This is a genomic window from Pseudomonas sp. MH9.3, assembly GCF_034354675.1.
Taxonomy (GTDB): Bacteria; Pseudomonadota; Gammaproteobacteria; order Pseudomonadales; family Pseudomonadaceae; genus Aquipseudomonas.
Genome location: NZ_CP133785.1, coordinates 2,203,399 through 2,222,925, shown reverse-complemented (window position 1 = coordinate 2,222,925; position 19,527 = coordinate 2,203,399). Strand labels below are relative to the sequence as shown.

At 63.6% G+C, this 19,527-nt stretch carries 18 protein-coding genes; 16 read left to right on the top strand and 2 right to left on the bottom strand.

The genetic code is table 11. From position 1 onward, the window contains the following. The first annotated feature begins 36 nt into the window (after positions 1 to 36). The 9 genes from RHM60_RS09540 (at position 37) to RHM60_RS09500 (ending at position 8,624) form a co-directional block, all read left to right on the top strand. On the top strand, positions 37 to 822 hold the full coding sequence (locus tag RHM60_RS09540) for a TatD family hydrolase (RefSeq protein ID WP_209983934.1): 786 nt from the start codon (positions 37 to 39) through the stop codon (positions 820 to 822). A 443-nt stretch (positions 823 to 1,265) separates the two neighbouring features. Beyond that, positions 1,266 to 1,934 carry a TetR/AcrR family transcriptional regulator gene (locus RHM60_RS09535; protein ID WP_209983933.1) on the top strand — a complete coding sequence of 223 codons (669 nt, stop codon included), beginning with the start codon at positions 1,266 to 1,268 and terminating at the stop codon, positions 1,932 to 1,934. A 139-nt stretch (positions 1,935 to 2,073) separates the two neighbouring features. Beyond that, the gene (locus RHM60_RS09530; RefSeq protein ID WP_209983931.1) at positions 2,074 to 3,042 is read left to right on the top strand and encodes a GTP 3',8-cyclase MoaA; all 969 of its coding nucleotides are present in this window, start codon (positions 2,074 to 2,076) and stop codon (positions 3,040 to 3,042) included. 138 nt (positions 3,043 to 3,180) lie between these two features. Beyond that, entirely contained in the window at positions 3,181 to 3,786 is a 606-nt protein-coding gene (locus RHM60_RS09525; RefSeq protein WP_003233456.1) for a DUF4823 domain-containing protein, read from the top strand. A gap of 16 nt (positions 3,787 to 3,802) precedes the next feature. Further along, on the top strand, positions 3,803 to 4,363 hold the full coding sequence (locus RHM60_RS09520; RefSeq protein WP_209983928.1) for a DUF1285 domain-containing protein: 561 nt from the start codon (positions 3,803 to 3,805) through the stop codon (positions 4,361 to 4,363). Between the two features lie 70 nt (positions 4,364 to 4,433). Continuing rightward, a complete protein-coding gene (locus RHM60_RS09515; protein ID WP_209983926.1) occupies positions 4,434 to 5,147 on the top strand; it encodes a GntR family transcriptional regulator in 714 nt (237 codons plus the stop codon). Beyond that, positions 5,144 to 6,145, top strand: coding sequence for an ADP-ribosylglycohydrolase family protein (locus RHM60_RS09510; protein ID WP_322214282.1), 1,002 nt, complete (start codon positions 5,144 to 5,146; stop codon positions 6,143 to 6,145). Before RHM60_RS09515 ends, RHM60_RS09510 begins: the two co-directional genes overlap by 4 nt. A 102-nt stretch (positions 6,146 to 6,247) precedes the next feature. Beyond that, positions 6,248 to 7,714 carry a purine-cytosine permease family protein gene (locus RHM60_RS09505; RefSeq protein WP_209983921.1) on the top strand — a complete coding sequence of 489 codons (1,467 nt, stop codon included), beginning with the start codon at positions 6,248 to 6,250 and terminating at the stop codon, positions 7,712 to 7,714. Continuing rightward, positions 7,707 to 8,624, top strand: coding sequence for a PfkB family carbohydrate kinase (locus RHM60_RS09500; RefSeq protein WP_322214281.1), 918 nt, complete (start codon positions 7,707 to 7,709; stop codon positions 8,622 to 8,624). The genes RHM60_RS09505 and RHM60_RS09500 overlap by 8 nt, the downstream gene beginning before the upstream one ends. 136 nt (positions 8,625 to 8,760) lie before the next feature. Here the strand turns inward: RHM60_RS09500 and RHM60_RS09495 are convergent, their stop codons facing one another. Continuing rightward, positions 8,761 to 9,027 (bottom strand): hypothetical protein, encoded by a 267-nt coding sequence (locus tag RHM60_RS09495; RefSeq protein WP_057010104.1) that lies wholly within the window; start codon positions 9,025 to 9,027, stop codon positions 8,761 to 8,763. Positions 9,028 to 9,078: 51 nt separating this feature from the next. Continuing rightward, the gene (locus RHM60_RS09490) at positions 9,079 to 9,417 is read right to left on the bottom strand and encodes a hypothetical protein (protein ID WP_322214280.1); all 339 of its coding nucleotides are present in this window, start codon (positions 9,415 to 9,417) and stop codon (positions 9,079 to 9,081) included. 319 nt (positions 9,418 to 9,736) lie between these two features. Here RHM60_RS09490 and RHM60_RS09485 point away from each other — a divergent pair, with 319 nt between their 5' ends. The 7 genes from RHM60_RS09485 to araH all read left to right on the top strand — a co-directional run bounded on the left by RHM60_RS09485 (position 9,737) and on the right by araH (position 19,436). Beyond that, the gene (locus tag RHM60_RS09485; protein ID WP_322214279.1) at positions 9,737 to 13,774 is read left to right on the top strand and encodes a Pls/PosA family non-ribosomal peptide synthetase; all 4,038 of its coding nucleotides are present in this window, start codon (positions 9,737 to 9,739) and stop codon (positions 13,772 to 13,774) included. Continuing rightward, the gene (locus RHM60_RS09480; RefSeq protein ID WP_322214278.1) at positions 13,729 to 14,328 is read left to right on the top strand and encodes a 4'-phosphopantetheinyl transferase family protein; all 600 of its coding nucleotides are present in this window, start codon (positions 13,729 to 13,731) and stop codon (positions 14,326 to 14,328) included. Before RHM60_RS09485 ends, RHM60_RS09480 begins: the two co-directional genes overlap by 46 nt. Before the next feature lie 65 nt (positions 14,329 to 14,393). After that, positions 14,394 to 14,873, top strand: coding sequence for a GNAT family N-acetyltransferase (locus tag RHM60_RS09475; RefSeq protein WP_003193496.1), 480 nt, complete (start codon positions 14,394 to 14,396; stop codon positions 14,871 to 14,873). A 236-nt stretch (positions 14,874 to 15,109) separates the two neighbouring features. Then, positions 15,110 to 15,931, top strand: coding sequence for an SDR family oxidoreductase (locus tag RHM60_RS09470; protein ID WP_209983914.1), 822 nt, complete (start codon positions 15,110 to 15,112; stop codon positions 15,929 to 15,931). Between the two features lie 32 nt (positions 15,932 to 15,963). Further along, positions 15,964 to 16,959: a substrate-binding domain-containing protein gene (locus tag RHM60_RS09465; RefSeq protein WP_245229013.1), complete on the top strand. Its 996-nt coding sequence runs from the start codon at positions 15,964 to 15,966 to the stop codon at positions 16,957 to 16,959. Next, positions 16,956 to 18,458, top strand: a complete 1,503-nt coding sequence (araG, locus tag RHM60_RS09460) for an L-arabinose ABC transporter ATP-binding protein AraG (protein ID WP_209983910.1) — start codon at positions 16,956 to 16,958, stop codon at positions 18,456 to 18,458. The genes RHM60_RS09465 and araG overlap by 4 nt, the downstream gene beginning before the upstream one ends. Positions 18,459 to 18,467: 9 nt before the next feature. Continuing rightward, the gene (gene araH, locus RHM60_RS09455) at positions 18,468 to 19,436 is read left to right on the top strand and encodes an L-arabinose ABC transporter permease AraH (protein WP_069665466.1); all 969 of its coding nucleotides are present in this window, start codon (positions 18,468 to 18,470) and stop codon (positions 19,434 to 19,436) included. Positions 19,437 to 19,527: the final 91 nt, after the last annotated feature.

The following is a 19,527-nucleotide window of genomic DNA, read 5'->3' as shown; positions in this document are numbered from 1 at the left end:
ACCGTTGGCCCGCCACTCCTGAAGTCGTGATTTCCTATGCTCGTAGACTCCCATTGCCACCTCGACCGTCTTGACCTCGCCCAGCACGGCGGCTCCCTCGATGCCGCCCTGGAAGCGGCACGCCAGCGCGGGGTAGGGCACTTTCTGTGCATTGGCGTCAGCGCCGAGAACGCCGCCGACGTCAAGGCGCTGGCTGAGCGCTATGCCGATGTGGATTGCTCGGTGGGCATCCACCCGCTCGACCTCAAGCCCGGGGAGGCCCCGGCCCTCGACTGGCTGCTCGGCGAACTCGACCATCCGCGCGTGGTGGCCATCGGTGAAACCGGCCTGGACTACCATTACGAGCCCGAAGCCGCCGAGGTGCAGCAGGCCTCGTTCCGCCTTCACCTGCAAGCGGCCGGGCAGACCGGCAAACCGGTGATCGTCCACACCCGTGGCGCCCGCGCCGACACCCTGACCCTGCTGCGCGAAGCCGCGCTGCCACAGGCGGGCGTACTGCACTGCTTCACCGAAGATTGGGACATGGCCAAGGCCGCTCTGGACCTGGGCTTCTACATTTCACTGTCGGGCATCGTCACCTTCCGCAACGCCGATGCACTGCGCGATGTGGCCCGCCAGGTACCCGCCGACCGTTTGCTGGTGGAGACCGACTCGCCGTACCTGGCGCCGATCCCCCATCGCGGCAAGCCGAACCTGCCGGAATACGTGCGCGACGTGGCGGATTACCTGGCGATGCTGCGCGGGGAGTCTTACGAGCGTTTTGCCGAGCAGACGACCGAGAACTTCAAGCGCTTATTCCCCCTGGCACACGTCGCCGGCTGACCCGCTCAAATCGCAGGCAAAAAAAACCCGGGTTCTGGGGGGGTGAATCCGGGTTAAGACCATTAGGAGTTAACAAGGGCACTCAGTCCGTCGGTGCCCAGGTCGCCGCGTCACTTGGGGGAGATGCCGCGCCGACAGTTGAAGTATTGATCAGTATTGGATTCAGTCCAGTCGCGACTGATCGTTTTTTAAACAGATTTGGAATACGCGCGCTTCCCTTGAGTTCTCATTGGGCAGGCACCGGGGCGGATTTCGCGTATTGTTTTTGACTGGTACGGGTAAAAACGTTGGCGTATTGAAGGTAAAGTGCCGGACGGGTTCACATAGGCGTTGCTCAACGACCGTTCAGTCGGGATAATCCCTCGCACCGGGTAAATCGTATCGCCGCGTATCCGTGGCCCTGCGCGAACCCTCCCATTCCGACCTTTGCAGAACTCTTCCTCATGCACAAAGAACCCCGTAAGGTCCGTGAGTTTCGCCGCCGTGAGCAGGAAATTCTCGACACCGCACTCAAGTTGTTTCTCGACCAGGGTGAAGACAGCGTCACCGTCGAGATGATCGCGGATGCCGTGGGTATCGGCAAAGGCACCATCTACAAGCACTTCAAGTCCAAGGCCGAGATCTACCTGCGCCTGATGCTCGACTACGAGCGTGATTTGAACGCGCTGCTGCACTCGGCCGACGTCGACAAGGACAAGGAAGCCCTGTCGCGGGCCTACTTCGAGTTCCGCATGCGGGACCCGCAGCGCTACCGCCTGTTCGATCGTCTGGAAGAGAAGGTGGTCAAAGGCCATCAAGTGCCGGAAATGGTCGAGGAACTGCACAAGATCCGCGCTTCCAACTTCGAACGCCTGACCTTGTTAATCAAAGGTCGCATCAGCGAAGGCAAGCTCGAAGACGTGCCGCCATACTTCCACTACTGCGCGGCCTGGGCTTTGGTGCATGGCGCCGTGGCGCTGTATCACTCGCCGTTCTGGAGCAATGTATTGGAAGACCAGGAAGGCTTTTTCCAGTTCCTGATGGACATCGGTGTGCGCATGGGCAACAAGCGCAAGCACAGCAGCGACCAGCCCGCCGCGGAGCCGAAAACCGGCGAGACCCCGGCCACGTGAGTCATTCGCCACGGTGATGGCGTGATGATTTACTGCCGGGCGCATTACCCCAGGAATATACTCAGGCATGGACCTTGCTAAAAGCTGAGTTATAAGTCAGTTTTCAGTGCGCCCGAATTATCCGCTGCCGGAGTGATCCATGATCGTTGATCGTCAAGGCAGGCGTTTTCGCAATTTGCGAATCAGCCTGACCTCAGCCTGCAATTACGCGTGTACCTACTGCGTGCCCGATGGCAAGCGGCTGGTGGCTGCCCAGGACGAACTCTCGGCCCAGGCCATGGCCCGTGGCGTGGCGTACCTGATCGAAGCGGCCGGTATCGACCGTCTGCGCATCACCGGCGGCGAGCCGCTGGTGAGCCCCAAGCTGGAAGCCTTCATGGGCGCCGTGGGGCAGATGGGGCTCAGTGATATCAGCCTGACCACCAATGGCCAGTTGCTCGCACGCAAACTGCCGCTGCTGGTGGACGCCGGTATTCGGCGCATCAATGTCTCTCTCGACACCCTGGACGCCGACGCTTTTCGCAGCATCGCCCGTGGCGGCGACCTGGCCACCGTCCTCGACGGCATGGACCAGGCCCGCGCCGCCGGCATCAAGATCAAGGTCAACATGGTGCCGCTGCGCGGGCAGAACCTCGACCAGGTCATGCCGCTGCTCGACTACTGCCTGGAGCGCGGCTATGAATTGCGCTTTATCGAATTGATGCGCATGGGCCATCTGGCCAGGGATTCCAACGCGTTCCTGCAGCAATTCGTCAGCCTGCAGCAACTGCTCAGCCTGATCGGCGAGCATCACGAATACCTGCAGGCCAACGCTCCCGTGGATGCCACGGCGGTACGTTATGAAGTGCCGGGCAAAGGCTTTTTCGGGGTGATCGCCAACGAAAGTGTGCCGTTCTGCCGTACCTGTTCGCGATTGCGGCTGTCGTCCACCGGTTGGTTGCACGGTTGCCTGTCGTCGAGTAACCGTCACTACGTCGGCGACCTGCTGGACAAGCCGCGCCATCAGGCACTGCCGGCCCTGCAAGGTCTGCTGATGAAGGCCTTGGGCGACAAACAGGAAGTAGCCTTTTCGGGCGGGGCAACAATCATGAAAATCATCGGCGGCTAACGCTATCCCGTGATTTCACAGCATCCATGTGGGAGGGGGCTTGCTCCCACATTTGATTTGGTTTCCCTGGAGCTGGCGCAGAATCTGCATCTCGTGCCCATTCGCCGGTTTTCCGTCACCGGCTTCTGGAGAATTGGGATGCGTAGTCTGGTTTTGTTGCTGGCGTCGTTGGCGCTGGGTGGTTGCATGACCGTCAGCGATATGGCCGAAGGCACTCGCTATCAAATGAGCGATGCCGGGTTACTTGACCATAGCGACACTCGCCGGACAGCCTCCGTGCGCATACAACCGGATTCCTTCGTCTTTATTGCCCAGGGCAGCTTCGTGCCCCCAGGCAGCGCCTACCCGCGCCCGAATGTGGTGGCCGAAGAAGCCTTCAACGGTTTCGTCGAGTATTTCCCCATGGTGCGCCGCGCCCGTAAACCCGAAGGTCTCGAACAGGCGATGTCCGAGGCCCGTGCTGCCGGTGCCCACTACCTGTTGTACTGCCGCTTTGCCGCCGCCGATGACCGTATCGGCAACGCCGACGAATGGTCGGATCAGGAGGCGCTTGACCGGGTAGGGCTGGACAGCGGCGTGATCCAGATCATGCTGATCGAGACCAGCACCCAGTATTTGATTGATACTGCGCGTATTCGCAGTCGTGGCGGTTTACTGACGTTCCACGACAACAGGCCACAGGACCTGATTGCCCGCCCGCTCGCGCAATACGCGCGCAGCCTGCTGGGCATGAGCAATCAGTAACAACAAGGAGACCCCCATGACCGATTCCGCCAAGGCCAACGATCTGTTGGCGCAACTGCCCAAGGGCAAAGGGCCGGCGCCGGTGCATCTGTGGAACCCGGATTTCTGCGGCAACATCGACATGCGCATCGCCCGCGACGGCACCTGGTTCTATCAAGGCACGCCGATCGGGCGCAAGCCGATGGTCAAGCTGTTCTCCAACATCATCCGCCGCGACGGCGATGATTACTTTCTGATTACACCCGTGGAAAAGGTCGGCATCAGCGTGGATGACGCGCCGTTTGTGGCCGTTACCCTCGAGGTGCAAGGGCAGGGCGAAAGCCAGGTGCTGCGCTTTACCACCCACGTTGATGACGTTGTCGAGGCCGGCCAGGAACACCCGCTGCGGGTGGTCACCGACCCCGTCACCCAGCAACCTTCGCCTTATTTGCGCGTGCGCACCAACCTCGAAGCCCTGGTCCATCGCAATGTGTTCTACCAATTGGTGGAGCTTGCGGTGAGCCGTCCGATCAACGGCAGTCACTGGCTTGGGGTATGGAGCGGCGGGGTATTTTTCCCCATCGGCCTGGAGCCCTGAGGCCGCGATTTTCATCTCCCTGAAATAATTCGCTTGCTGCGACCCTGCGCTTTCGGTTATCAATTTGTACATGATTAGACATGTTCGATTTGATAAGAAAAAACGCGTCGTCGACGAGCTCATCCGCCGTATCGAAGCCGGGGTGATGGTCGACGGTTTCCTGCTGCCGGGCGAGCACCAGTTGGCCGAGGAGTTCGCGGTCAGCCGCGGCACCCTGCGTGAAGCGCTGGCCGAACTCAAGCGCCGCAATTACATCGCGACCCAGAGCGGCGTCGGCTCCATCGTCACCTTTGACGGTATGGTGCTGGACCAGCACAGCGGCTGGGCCCAGGCCCTGGCGGACACTGGCGCACGGGTCAACACCGATATCCTGCGCCTTGAAGCCGTGACCCGCAGCGACTTGCTCAGCCGCTTCGGCAGTGACCAGTTCATTGCCCTCGATCGGCGTCGGCGCACCACCGAAGGCACCGCCGTGTCCCTGGAGCGCTCGCTGATGCCCGCGTCCGGTGGCCTGGAAAGCCTGCCCCGCGTCGGCCTGATCGACAACTCCCTGACCATCACCCTGGCCGCCTACGGTTTCATTGGCGCCGCCGGCGACCAATGGATAGGCGCCGAGCCCCTGAACGATGAAGACGCCCGCTTGCTGGGCCGCCCCACGGGCACGGTGTTTCTCAAGGCTTCGCGCACCACATACGATCGGCGCGAGCGTTTCATGGAGTACGTCGAAAGCCTGCTCGACCCCGTGCACTTTCGCCTGCACCTGCAGTTTGGAGCTTCAAAATGACCCGTGAAAATCGCGCACTCGCCGCGTTCCAGGGCCTGGCCCTGGGCGATGCGCTCGGCATGCCCACCCAGTCCCTGAGCCGCGAACAGGTGCAGCAGCGCTTCGGCGCGATCACCGCCCTTGAAGCGGCCGGGCCCGACCAGCCCATCGCACCGAACATGCCCGCCGGCTCCATCACCGATGACACCGAGCAGGCGATCCTGGTGGGCCAATTGCTGGTGGAGGGTCGGGGCAACATCGAGCCCACCGTGCTCGCCCAGCGCCTGATCGACTGGGAAGCGGCGATGCGCGCCAAGGGCTCCCAGGACCTGCTGGGCCCGTCCACCAAACGCGCCATCGACATGATCCTGGCCGGCCATACGCCGGAAGAATCAGGGCGCTACGGCACCACCAACGGCGCGGCCATGCGCATCACGCCGGTGGGGATTGCCGCCGATATCAGCGACCCGGCGCGCTTCATCCAGGCGGTGATCCAGGCGTGCCAGGTCACCCACAACACCAGCCTGGGCATCTCCAGCGCGGCGGCAGTGGCGGCGGTGGTGTCGGCCGGCATCAATGGTGCGGACCTGGGCGAAGCCCTGAACATCGGCGTGCAGATCGCGCAAAAGGCCGAAGGCCACGGCCACTGGATCGCCGGCGGACGTATCTCCACGCGCATCAGTTGGGCACGCACCTTGAGCGTCGGCAGCGGCGACAAAGCCCTGTTCGCCGACTTGCTCTACGAACTGATCGGCACGTCCGTCGCTTCGCAGGAATCGGTGGTGGTGTCATTTGCCCTGGCCCAACAGGTGGCGGTCGGCGCGATGAACGCGTTTGAAGCCGTGTGCCTGGCCGCGAGCCTGGGCGGTGACACCGATACCATCGCCGCGATTCTCGGCGCCATGCTCGGCGCGTGCCTGGGTATGCAGTGCTGGCCGCAGACATTGATAGAACAGGTCAAGCGCGTGAATGACCTGGACTTGCAGCCGTTGGTCCAGGGGCTGCTCGCATTGCGCTAACGCCACAGATCAAAAAAATCGCATTGAGTCAGGACCGCTGGCTACAGCTTCAACTTGAAGATTTGCCACAACCACAACAATACAGGCACCAGGAGCACCCCCATGAGCACCCCTTCTTCCGGCCAAAGCGCCGGGCAATTGGAAACACGCGGCATCGAACCGGTCCCGGAAGGCGAGTGCAACGGCCATCCGCTGCAGCTGTTCTGGGTGTGGTTCGCTGCCAACATCAGCATCCTCGGCCTGCCGCTCGGCGCCACGCTGGTGGCGTTTCGTGGCCTGGCCATCTGGCAGGCGATCATCGTCGCGATTCTCGGCGCCGCTGGCTCCTTTGCGGTGGTGGGGATCATTTCCATCGCCGGCCGTCGTGGCCGTGCGCCCAGCCTGACCCTGTCGCGCGCGATTTTCGGTGTGCGTGGCAATATCGGCCCGACGCTGGTGTCGCTGATGTCGCGCCTGGGCTGGGAAACCGTCAACACCACCACAGCCGCCTTTGTGCTGCTGTCGCTGTGTTCGATCCTGTTCGGCTCGCCGGTCGAGGCCAAGAGTGCACCTGTGCTCACGCTGATCTTCATCGGCATCTTCGTGCTGCTGACCCTGGCGGTCTCCGGTCTGGGCCATGCCACCCTGCTGGTGATCCAGAAGTGGGCCACCTACGTGTTCGGCGCCTTGAACATCCTGGTGGGCGGCTTCCTTTGCGCCACCATCGACTGGAGCGCGGTATTCAACGCCACCCCGGCACCCCTGAGCGCGATGATCATCGGCGTCGGCACCATGGCAGCCGGCACCGGCATCGGCTGGGCCAACGCCGGTGCCGACATGTCGCGCTACCAGCACCGCAGCGTCAAGGCGGTGCGTCTGGTGGCGTCCGCCGCGTTCGGTGCAGGCATCCCGCTGGTGCTGCTGATCACCCTCGGTGGCCTTCTTTCGGTGGGCAACAACGACCTGGCCTCGGCCACCGACCCGATCATCGCAATCCGCGACATGCTGCCCACCTGGATGGCCGTGCCGTACCTGATCACTGCGTTCGGCGGGCTGCTGCTGTCGAACAACCTGTCGGTGTACTCGGCCGGTCTCACCACCTTGACCCTCGGCCTGAAGGTCAAGCGCGTGCACGCAGTGATCGTCGATATCGTGGCGATCTTCGCCGGCTCCATCTACTTCATGCTGATCGCCGACAGCTTCTACGGCCCCTTCATCACCTTCATCTCGCTGCTGGCAGTGCCGATCACCGCGTGGGTCGGGATCTTCGTGGTCGACCTGATCCATCGTCATTACTACAGCCCCAAGGACCTGCTGGACGTGAGCCCGAGCAGCGCCTACTGGTATCGCGGCGGCGTGGAGTGGCGTGCCTTCGGCGCCTGGGCCGTGGCCATTGTGCTGGGCTTCAGTTTCACCACCATCGGCACCACCGCCGAAAACATCTGGTTCGCCGGGCCGTTGTCCGACTCCTGGCTGGGCCACAACGGCCTCGGCTGGATCGTGACCTTCCTGGTGGCCGGCGGGATCTATGCGGTATTGGGCGGGGCGACTGACCGGCGTCCGGCGTTGGTCGAGCATGCCCATGTCTAGATTGCTGCACACCGGCCAGGTCATCGTCGACCTGGTCATGGCCCTCGACACCCTGCCTGCCAGCGGCGGTGACGTGCTGGCGCAAACGGCCAGTTTCGCAACCGGCGGCGGCTTCAACGTCATGGCGGCCGCGCGCCGCAATGGTCTGTCGGTGGTGTACCTCGGCCGCCACGGCAACGGCCGCTTTGGCGACCTAGCCCGCGCGGCGATGCAGGCCGAGGGCATCGAGATGGCCCTGCCGGCCAGCAGCGCCAAGGACACCGGTTTGTGCGTGGCGCTGACCGAAGCCAGCACCGAGCGCACGTTCATTTCGCACATGGGCGCCGAAGGGGAATTGAGTACCGAGGACCTGGCCGGCGTGGTGCCCGCTGCCGACGATTACGTGTATGTCAGCGGCTACAGCCTGTTGCTTGACGGCAAGGCGCAGCCGTTGATCGACTGGCTGCTGGCATTGCCCCGGCAGATCGTGGTGGTGTTCGACCCGGGGCCACTGGTCAAGGCGCCGGAGTCGGCGCTAATGCGCACACTGTTGCCGCGCATCGACATCTGGACCAGCAACGGGCCGGAAGTCCTGGCATTCACTGGCGCGGCGGATATCGCCACGGCGTTGCCATCGCTCAAGCAGCACCTGAACGCCGACACGCTATTGGTGGTGCGAGATGGCCCGAACGGTTGCTGGGTTGGGCGAGGCTCGGCGATTGAACATGTGCCGGGCTTCAAGGTGCAGGCAGTAGACAGCAATGGCGCGGGGGATGCGCATGCGGGTGTGTTCATCGCAGGTTTGGCCAAAGGCTTGCCACCCGCAGAGGCCGCACGCCATGCCAACGCCGCCGCGGCGCTGGCCGTCACACGCTGGGGCCCGGCCACATCACCTGGCACCGTCGAACTCAACGCCTTCCTCGGCGGCTAAACACAAACCCAATGTGGGAGGGGGCTTGCCCCTGATAGCGGTATATCAGAGCTGGATCAGCCAACTGACACACCGCCATCGGGAGCAAGCCCCCTCCCACATTTACATCATTTACATCAGCCGGACCCGCAATGGATCACTGAGTGCTTTCACCATCAAGCTTGCGCGCTTCATCCACGCCCGAGGCGGTCAGCTTGATGGGCAGGTTCAGCGAATATTCTCCGGCGTCGTCGGTGGTCACATGTCCATCCTTGATGAACCCACGGTCCTGGAGAAACGCCAGCACACTGGCAACCTCCTTTTCGCCGCGGTAGTTATCCAGCACCTCCTTGCCCAGACCTTGCGGGTGAGCGTGCAACAGGCGGGTGAGGACTTCTTTCTCAAGGTTTCTATCGACGTTCATGCGTACCTCTTCACTGGGAAATGATCGGCTGTTCGTCTTGCTCTCGATGCATCAAGGCGCGGGTTGTTTTGGCGCGCCTGGCACGTTCGAGTCGTTACCGGTATTGATTTTCGGCTCGTTGACCGACGGACCCATCTTGCCATTGCCCACGGCGGCCGGTGCCTTGCGGTCGGTGTCGTGGCCCTTGGTGTGCGGGTCGGCGGCGTTGCTGTTGTCGATAACCGCGCCCCCGTTGGTGTCCAGGCCCGTGCCCATGGATTTCTGCGACTCGGTGGTGGCGTTCGGCGTCGGGTCGGTCGGGCCGGTGGTGGCGGTGGCCGCCATGGCGCTCAGCGAGGCAGCGGACAGCAGGCCGGTGAGGGCGAGGGCAGCAAACTTGGAAGTCTTCATGAGGGTGTCTCCATATGATTAATGTCCTTACCCCTTATTGGTCAGCCCCCCTTTGCGGTTCGTGCCTTGATGCCGACGAACGGTCTTAGGGCACCTGTAAGATTTTGTGTACCGCACGCGCAGTCGTTCAACCGCCGTACAGCTGGCCTTTGCGATAGTCCTCTGGCGTTGTTCAGGTCTTCGGGTATCTGTCGCATTCCAGACAGAACCCAGGGGGCTCATTCGCCCAGGTGTGTATCGAGGGTGATACGAAGTGGACACGCAACATTACGTATCGGCGCCTTAACCGGATGGCCCCCACACAGCGAACACTGCCGCCATGACTACCGTGAGCTTGCTGAAAGACCCCGTAAACACGCGCCCTGACGAGGTGTTGTACGGTCCCCTCCAGCCTGAACTGTTGCGTGACGAGGTGCTCGCCGACCTGCTCGAGGCCACCGCTAAACGTGATCCCCAGCAGGTAGCGCTGATCGACGGCGAGCGCCAGCTCAGCTACGGCGAGTTGGATCGCCAGGCCGCCTGTGTGGCTTCGCGGCTGATCGAGGCGGGGGTGCGGCCGGGGCAGATCGTCGGCCTGTGGATGCCGCGCGGCATGCAGCTATTGGTGATGCAGGCCGGCATCGCCAAGGCCGGCGCTGCCTGGCTGCCGATGGACGAGGACACGCCGCTCGAACGCCTGCAAGTGTGCATGGAGGATGCCCAGGCGGTCGGCGTTGTTTGCGCACACGGCAGCGCACCGGCGCTGGCTGAGGTGGGACTTGTCGCCTGGTGCGCAGACGATCTGCTCGCGCCGCTGCAAGGTGCGTTGCAACGCCGCAGCGGTGCCCGGCCCGAAGACCCGGCCTACGTCATCTATACCTCGGGCTCCACCGGCAAACCCAAGGGCATCCTGATTTCCCAGGGCAGCATCTGCCACTTCCTGCGCAGCGAGAACGCGATTCTCGGCATCCAGGCCAGCGACCGCGTCTACCAGGGTTTTTCCGTGGCCTTCGACATGTCGTTCGAGGAAATCTGGATTGCCTACCTGGTGGGCGCCACCCTGTGGCTTGGCCCCAAGGACATCACCGGCGACCCCGAAGCCCTGCCGCGCATGCTCACCCGCCAGCGCATCAGCGTGCTGCACGCGGTGCCCACCTTGCTGGCGCTGTTCAGTGAAGACGTGCCGAGCCTGCGCCTGATCAACCTCGGCGGCGAAATGTGCCCCGAATCGCTGGTGGAGCGTTGGAGTCGACCCGGCCGGCAGATTTTCAACACCTACGGCCCCACCGAAGCCACCGTTTCCGCCAGCCTGGCGCGGTTGCAGCCTGGCACTGCGGTGACCATCGGCACGCCGCTGCCCAACTACGGATTGCTGGTGATCGAAACCGACCTGGCCCCGGGCGCTACGCCGACCTTGCAGGCGCGCGGGCAGACCGGCGAGCTGTGCATCATCGGCCCGGGCCTGGCGGCGGGCTACCTGGGGCGCCCGGACCTGACCCGCGAAAAGTTCATCGACAACCCCTGGGCCAGCGGCTACCACGACGAGCGCCTGTACCGCACCGGCGACCTCGCGCGCATCGACGCCGATGGGCAAGTGGTGTGCCTGGGGCGCGCCGATGATCAGGTGAAGATCCGGGGATTTCGCGTCGAACTGGGCGAAATCGAAGCCTTGCTCGCCCAGCAGCCAGGCGTGGGCACGGTCGCGGTGCTGTTGCGCAACGACGCCGGCATGGATCAGTTGATTGCCTACCTGGTGGCGGAGGGCGGCGTGCCGGTCGAAGGCCTGCCGGCGCAGTTGCGCAAAGCCTTGCAGGCGCGCCTGCCGGCGTACATGGTACCCAGCCGCTTCGAACTGCTCGACAGCATGCCGCGCCTCACTTCCGGCAAGATCGACCGCAAAACCCTCAAGGCACGTCCGCTCGGCGTCGACACCAGCGGCGCGAGCCTGGAGTCGGACAGCCCGGAAACCCCCGGCGAAAGCGTGCTGTTCGCCGCCCTGCACACACTCTTCCCCGGCCAGCCGATTCGTCGCGAGGCCGACTTTTTCAGCGACCTGGGCGGCCACTCGTTTTTCGCCGCGCGACTGGCCTCTGCGTTGCGCGCCGACCCACGCTTCGCCCACATCACCGTGCGCGATATCTATCAGCAGCGCCGCGTCGGCGCGATTGCGCAGGTGTTGCAAGCCATGCCGCAACCGGCTGCGCAACAAGCCGCCTGGACCCCGCCGTCGACGCTGGCGCGCTGGCGCTGCGGGTTGGCCCAGGCCGCGCTGCTGCCGGCGATGGTGTGCCTGCGCATGAGCCAGTGGCTGGCGCCGTTTTTCACCTATCACTACCTCACCGGCGGTCCCGGCGACTCGGTGGCCTTGGCCACGGCGGCGTCCATCGGCGTATTCCTGCTGGCGACGCTGGTGCAGTTCGTGCTGGCCATCGCCGGCAAATGGCTGATCGCCGGGCGGCTGAAACCGGGCGTCTACCCGTTGTGGGGGCTGACCTATTTTCGCTGGTGGGCCGCGTCGCGCATGATCGAGTCGGCGCCGGTCTACCTGCTCAGCGGCTCTTCGCTGTACAGCCTGTGGCTGCGGGCGCTCGGCGCCAGGGTTGGGCGCGACGTCAATATCGGCTCCCTCGGCGTGCGCGTTCCCGACCTGTTGCACATCGGCGATGAGGTCAGCATCGGCAACGGTGTGAGCCTGGAAAACGCCCGCGTCGAGCGCGGCCAACTGCATCTTGGGCAGGTCACGCTCGACAACAATGCCTGCCTGGGCTCCTACACAATTCTGGAAGGCAACACGGCGCTCGGCCGCAGCGCCCACCTGCAAGGGCAATCGGCGCTGGCCGACGGTGCGAGTGTGCCGGCCGAGCGCATCTGGAGCGGGTCACCTGCCGTCGATATCGGCGCGTTCGACCCCGCCAGCCTGCCGCCCAGGCCGGTGGTGGGGCGTGGGCAATTGCTGCTGGAAAACCTGTTCTACGGGGTCGGCATCCTGCTGATCGCCACGCTGTTTTTCATCCCGGTGTTCCCGACGTTTTTCCTTATCGATTGGTTCGATGAGCAGCAGATCCTGCCCTGGCTGCAGGCGCAAAACGTGGGCGTGCAACTGCTGCGTTATTTTGCCCTGGCGCTGCCGGCTGCTGCCGTGCTGATCGTGGCCATGGTGCTGATTTCGGCAGCGCTGCGCTGGGCCGTGCTGCCGCGCCTAAAGCCGGGCAACTACCCGGTGCACAGCCGGGTGTATTGCAGCAAGTGGCTGGTGAGCCATATTCAGGAAGCCAGCCTCAACGTGTTGTCCGGCCTGTATGCGACGGTTTACGCGCCACTGTGGTATCGCCTGCTGGGCGCGAAGGTGGGCCGCGATGCGGAAATATCCACCGCTCAGGGCGTGATCCCCGACATGCTGACCCTGGGCGATGAAACCTTTATCGCCGACGCCGTGATGCTCGGCGATGAACAGGTCGACGGCGGCTGGATGCGCATTCAGCCGACCGTGGTGTCGCACCGCAGCTTCGTCGGCAACGGCAGCTACATTCCCGACGGCACGACGTTGCCCGAGAATGTGCTGATCGGCGTGCATTCCCGCGCGCCGCAAAACGCCGAGATTGCCAGCGGCGACACCTGGCTCGGCTCGCCGCCGATCAACCTGCCGGCGCGCGAACAGGTCAGTGGCTACCCGGACCACCTGACGTTCCGCCCCTCGCCGTGGCGTCGTCTGGCCCGTGGCAGCATCGAGGGCCTGCGCATCGTGTTGCCCCACGCCACGGTGATTGCCGTGGGCTACACGGTCATGATCGACCTGATGCCAGTGGCGCAGGACGAACGCTGGGGCGCGGTGTTCGGTTACCTGGCGCTGATCGGCCTGGCCTACAGCCTGGGCAACTACCTGTTGGTGGCGGCGTTGAAATGGCTGGTGCTGGGGCGCTATCGCAAGCGCTGCGAAGCGATGTGGACGCCTTTTGTGTGGCTGTCCGAAGGCATCACCAGCCTTTACGAAGGCATGGCCGCGCCCAATTTCATGAGCTACCTGCGCGGCACGCCGTGGCTGCCGCTGGCGTTTCGCGGCCTCGGCTGCAGGATCGGCCGTGGCGTGTACATGGACACCACCGACATCACCGAATTTGACTGCGTGAGCATCGGCGACCACAGCGAATTGAACGCCGGCGCCTGCCCGCAGACGCACCTGTTCGAAGACCGCGTGATGAAAATCGACCGTGTGCTGATCGGTGCACGGGTCTACATGGGGCCGCGCAGTGCGGTGCTCTACAGCGCCGAGGTCGGCGACGGCGCGCGGCTGGGGCCGCTGACCCTGGTGATGAAGGGCGAGAGCATCCCGGCGTGCAGCAGCTGGGTGGGCTGCCCTGCGGCACCGGCACGCGCCTGATGCCGGTGCCCGTGTGCATGTGGCCGGATGCGGTGCCGCGTTGGCAGGCCGGCATTCTGCTGCTTGGCTTGCGGCACATGCTCGGCACCACGCGCGATGCGGCGCGCACGCGCGTGCGTGAGGTGCTCCTGCAACTGCTGGAGGTGCCGGGCTGCAGCATCGAAGCGTCCGCCGGGGCCGGGCAGGCACCGCAGATTCTGGTGCCAGGGCATGCGCGTGCCGGGCTGTCCATCAGTCACGACGGCGATTTTTCAGTAGCGGCGGTGCATCTGCATGGCCCGGTGGGCGTGGATGTAATGGCCGTGCAGGAGACTGCGGACTGGCGCGGTGTTGCCAGCGATTACCTGGGCCCGCAGGTGCTGGCGCGATTGTGCGCGGCGAACCAGGCGCAGCGGGCGCGTCTGTTTGCCCGCGCCTGGTGCGAGCGCGAGGCGCGGCTCAAATGTGCGGGGCTGGGCTTGAGCGAATGGTCGGCAGAGTCGCAGCCGCCGGCCCGCACCCTGGAGCTGGCGTTGCCGGCGGGGCTGGTCGGCGCATTGGCGCTGCCGGTATGAATTGCGCTGCATTCAGTCATGAAACGGCCTTAGTATGTGTGTTTTGAAACTGCCAAGGCTCACCCATGACCATCGAGATTCGCCCCGCCGTGCCCAGCGATGCTGCGCAGATCCTGACTTTCATCACCGAGCTTGCCGAATATGAGAAGGCCCGGCATGAAGTGATCGCCAGCGTGGTGGATATCGAACGCAGCCTGTTCAGCGAGGGTGCCACCGCCCATGGCCTGATCTGCCTGCGCGACGGTTTGCCGATTGGGTTCGCGGTGTTCTTTTTCAGTTATTCCACGTGGCTGGGCAGCAACTGCCTGTACCTGGAAGACCTCTACATCAACCCGGAACAGCGCGGCGGCGGCGCGGGCAAGAAGTTGCTGCGCCACCTGGCCAAAATCGCCTGCGACAATGGCTGCGGGCGTTTCGAATGGAGCGTGCTGGACTGGAACGAGCCGGCGATTGCCTTCTACAAGTCCATCGGTGCCCAGCCTCAGGAAGAGTGGGTGCGCTACCGCATGGAAGGCGACGCGTTGCGCGACTTTGCCCTTGGCTGACGTACATCTTTGAAAACACTGAAGATCAACGGTGGGAGGGGGCTTGCTCGCGATTGCTGAGTGTCAGTCAGTACATCTGAAGCTGACACACCGCTATCGGGAGCAAGCCCCCTCCCACAGTGTTTGTGTATTTTCTCACTATGTGGGATGTAAATTTATATATTGAGATATTTCAGGCTCCGGGTTTATAGTCGCCTGCATCAGCACTCACTGCCAAAAATAAAACAGGTGAAGCGATGCAGGCACAACCGTTGTCACTCCCCGCCGTGCCCGAGCCGGTTTACGGCGAGCGGCTGAAGAACAAGGTGGTGATCATCACCGGTGCCGCCCAGGGCATTGGCGAGGCCATCGTGGCCTGTTTCCAGGCCCAGCAGGCGCGCCTGGTGATCGCCGATATCCAGGCCGATAAGGTCGAGAAGGTCGCAGCCCATTGGCGCGAACGCGGCGCCGAAATTTACGCGCAAGCGGTCGACATCACCTGCAAAGCGCAATGGCAGGCGCTGGTCGACATGGCCATCGAGCGCTTCGGTCGCGTCGATGTGCTGGTCAACTGCGCCGGGGTCAACGTATTCCGCGACCCGCTGGAGATGACCGACGACGACTGGCGCCGCTGCTTTGCCATCGACCTGGACGGCGCCTGGTACGGCTGCCGCAGTGTGTTGCCGCACATGATCGAGCAGGGCATCGGCAACATCATCAACATCGCGTCCACCCATTCCAGCCACATCATTCCCGGCTGCTTCCCGTACCCCGTTGCCAAGCACGGCCTGCTCGGCCTGACCCGCGCCCTGGGCATCGAGTACGCGCCCAAGGGCATCCGCGTGAATGCGATTGCACCGGGCTATATCGAAACCCAGCTCAACGTCGATTACTGGAACGCCTTTCCCGATCCCCACGCCGAACGCCAGCGCGCGTTCGACCTGCACCCGCCCAAGCGCATCGGCCAGCCCATCGAGGTGGCGATGACCGCGCTATTCCTGGCGACCGACGAGGCGCCCTTTATCAATGCCACCTGCCTGATGATCGATGGCGGGCGGTCTGTGATGTACCACGACTGAAACGTTGCTCAATAACAAGAATGAGGTGGTTCATGCTGGTTAAAAACAGGCTTAAGAAAACCCTGGGCGCCGTGGCGTTTGCATTGGCCTTCAGTGGGACTGTTTGCGCTGAAGAAGTAAAAATCGGCTTCCTGGTCAAACAGGCCGAAGAGCCCTGGTTCCAGACCGAATGGGCCTTCGCCGAAAAAGCCGGCAAGGAACACGGTTTCACCGTGATCAAGATCGCCGTGCCCGATGGCGAGAAAACCCTCTCGGCCATCGACAGCCTGGCCGCCAACGGCGCCAAGGGCTTTGTGATCTGCCCGCCGGACGTGTCCCTCGGCCCGGCCATCGTCGCCAAGGCCAAGGCCAACGGCCTCAAGGTGATTGCCGTGGACGACCGTTTCGTCGACGCCAAGGGCGCGTTCATGGAAGACGTGCCGTACCTGGGCATGGCCGCGTTCGAAGTGGGCCAGAAGCAGGGCGCCGCGATGGCCGCCGAAGCGAAAAAACGTGGCTGGGACTGGAAGGACACCTACGCGGTGATCAACACCTTCAACGAGCTCGACACCGGTAAAAAACGCACCGACGGTTCGATCAAATCCCTCGAAGAAGCCGGCATTCCCAAGGACCATATCCTCACTGCCGCGCTGAAAACCCTCGACGTTCCGGGCAGCATGGACGCCACCAACTCGGCGCTGGTCAAGCTGCCCAGCGGCGCGAAAAACCTGATCATCGGCGGCATGAACGACAACACCGTGCTCGGCGGCGTGCGCGCCACGGAAAGCGCCGGGTTTGCGGCGGCCAACGTGATCGGCATCGGCATCAACGGCACCGACGCCATCGGCGAATTGAAGAAGGCCAACAGCGGTTTCTTCGGCTCGATGCTGCCCAGCCCGCACATCGAGGGCTACAACACAGCGCTGATGATGTACGAGTGGGTCACCAAGGGCACCGAACCGCCGAAATACACGGCGATGGACGAAGTGACGCTGATCACCCGGGAAAACTTCAAGGAAGAACTGACCAAAATCGGGCTGTGGAAATGAGTGCGGCCGCCCTGCGTTTTGAGGGTATCGGCAAAACCTTTCCCGGGGTCAAGGCGCTGGACGGCATCTGCTTTACCGCCCAGCCGGGCCAGGTGCATGCGCTGATGGGCGAGAACGGCGCGGGCAAGTCGACGCTGCTGAAGATTCTTGGCGGCGCCTACATTCCCAGCAGTGGTTCGGTGCAGATCGGCGCGCAGACCATGGCCTTCAAATGCGCCGCTGACAGCATTGCCAGCGGCGTGGCGGTGATTCACCAGGAACTGCACCTGGTGCCGGAAATGAGCGTGGCGGAGAACCTGTTCCTCGGGCACCTGCCGTCGCGCTTTGGCGTGGTCAACGGCGGCCTGCTGCGCAAGCAGGCGCTGGCCTGCCTCAAGGGCCTGGCCGATGAAATCGACCCGGATGAAAAGCTCGGCCGCCTGTCCCTGGGCCAGCGCCAACTGGTGGAAATCGCCAAGGCGCTGTCCCGTGGCGCCCATGTGATCGCCTTCGATGAACCCACCAGCAGCCTCTCGGCGCGGGAAATCGACCGGCTGATGGCGATCATCGCGCGCCTGCGCGATGAGGGCAAAGTGGTGCTCTATGTGTCGCATCGCATGGAAGAGGTGTTCCGCATCTGCGACGCGGTCACGGTGTTCAAGGACGGGCGCTACGTGCGCACGTTCGAGGACATGAGCGCGCTGACCCACGACCAGCTGGTGACCTGCATGGTCGGGCGCGATATCCAGGACATCTACGACTACCGTCCGCGCGAGCACGGTGAGGTGGCGCTCAAGGTCGATGGGCTGCTTGGGCCAGGCTTGCGTGAGCCGGTCAGCTTTGCGGTGCGCAAGGGCGAGATTCTCGGGCTGTTCGGGCTGGTGGGGGCAGGGCGCACCGAGCTGTTTCGGCTGCTCTCCGGGCTGCAGCGCAGCACCGCAGGGCAGCTGGAGCTGTGCGGCGAAACCCTGCACCTGCGCTCACCGCGCGATGCCATCGACGCCGGCGTGCTGCTGTGCCCGGAAGACCGCAAGAAGGAAGGCATCATTCCGCTGTCCAGCGTGGCGGAAAACATCAACATCAGCGCCCGTGGCGCCCATGCCGCGTTTGGCTGGCTGCTGCGCGAGAAGTGGGAGAAGGGCAACGCCGGCCAGCAGATCCAGGCGATGAAGGTGAAGACGCCCAACGCCGAGCAGAAAATCATGTACCTGTCCGGCGGCAATCAGCAGAAGGCCATTCTCGGCCGCTGGCTGTCGATGCCGATGAAGGTGCTGCTGCTCGATGAGCCGACGCGGGGCATCGACATCGGCGCCAAGTCGGAGATCTACCAGATCATCCATAACCTGGCCGCCAGCGGCATTGCGGTGATCGTGGTGTCCAGTGACCTGATGGAAGTGATGGGGATTTCCGACCGCATCCTGGTGCTGTGCGAAGGCGCCCTGCGCGGCGAACAACGGCGTGAACACGCCACTGAATCCAACTTGCTGCAGCTGGCCTTGCCGCGCGGCCCGGCCCACTGAGAGACGACTATGACGACCCAAGACAACGCGCTGCCCAAAGCGCGCAAACCCCTGGACCTGCGCGCGCTGCTGGATAACTGGGCGATGCTGCTGGCGGCGGTGAGCATCTTCGTGCTGTGCGCCTTGCTCATCGACAACTTCCTCTCGCCGCTGAACATGCGCGGCCTGGGCCTGGCGATTTCCACGGTGGGCATCGCCGCCTGCACCATGCTGTTCTGCCTGGCGTCGGGGCACTTCGATTTATCGGTGGGCTCGGTGATCGCCTGCGCCGGCGTGGTCGCGGCCATTGTGATGCGCGACACCGACAGCGTGATGCTGGGCATCGGCGCCGCCCTGGGGATGGGCCTGCTGGTGGGGCTGATCAACGGCATCGTGATCGCCAAGCTGCGGGTCAATGCGTTGATCACCACGCTGGCGACCATGCAGATTGTGCGCGGCCTGGCCTATATCTTTGCCGACGGCAAGGCGGTGGGCGTGTCCCAGGATCAGTTCTTCATCTTCGGCAACGGCCAGTTGCTGGGCGTGCCGGTGCCGATCCTGATCACCATCGTGTGCTTTGTATTCTTCGGCTGGCTGCTCAACTACACCACCTACGGGCGCAACACCATGGCCATCGGCGGCAACCCGGAAGCGGCGCTGCTGGCGGGGGTCAACGTTGATCGCACCAAGATCATCATCTTCGCCGTGCACGGCCTGATCGGCGCCCTGGCCGGGGTGATCCTCGCCTCGCGCATGACCTCGGGCCAGCCGATGATCGGCCAGGGTTTCGAGCTGACGGTAATTTCCGCCTGCGTGCTGGGCGGGGTGTCGCTGAGCGGCGGCATCGGCATGATCCGCCACGTGATTGCCGGGGTGCTGATTCTGGCGATCATCGAAAACGCGATGAACCTGAAGAACATCGACACGTTTTATCAATACGTGATCCGCGGTTCGATCCTGTTGCTGGCGGTGGTCATCGACCGCATGAAGCAACGCTGATCTCAAGCCTTACGAGGAACCAATGTGGGAGGGGGCTTGCTCCCGATAGCGGTGCATCAGTCAACACATCAATAACTGACCCACCGCCATC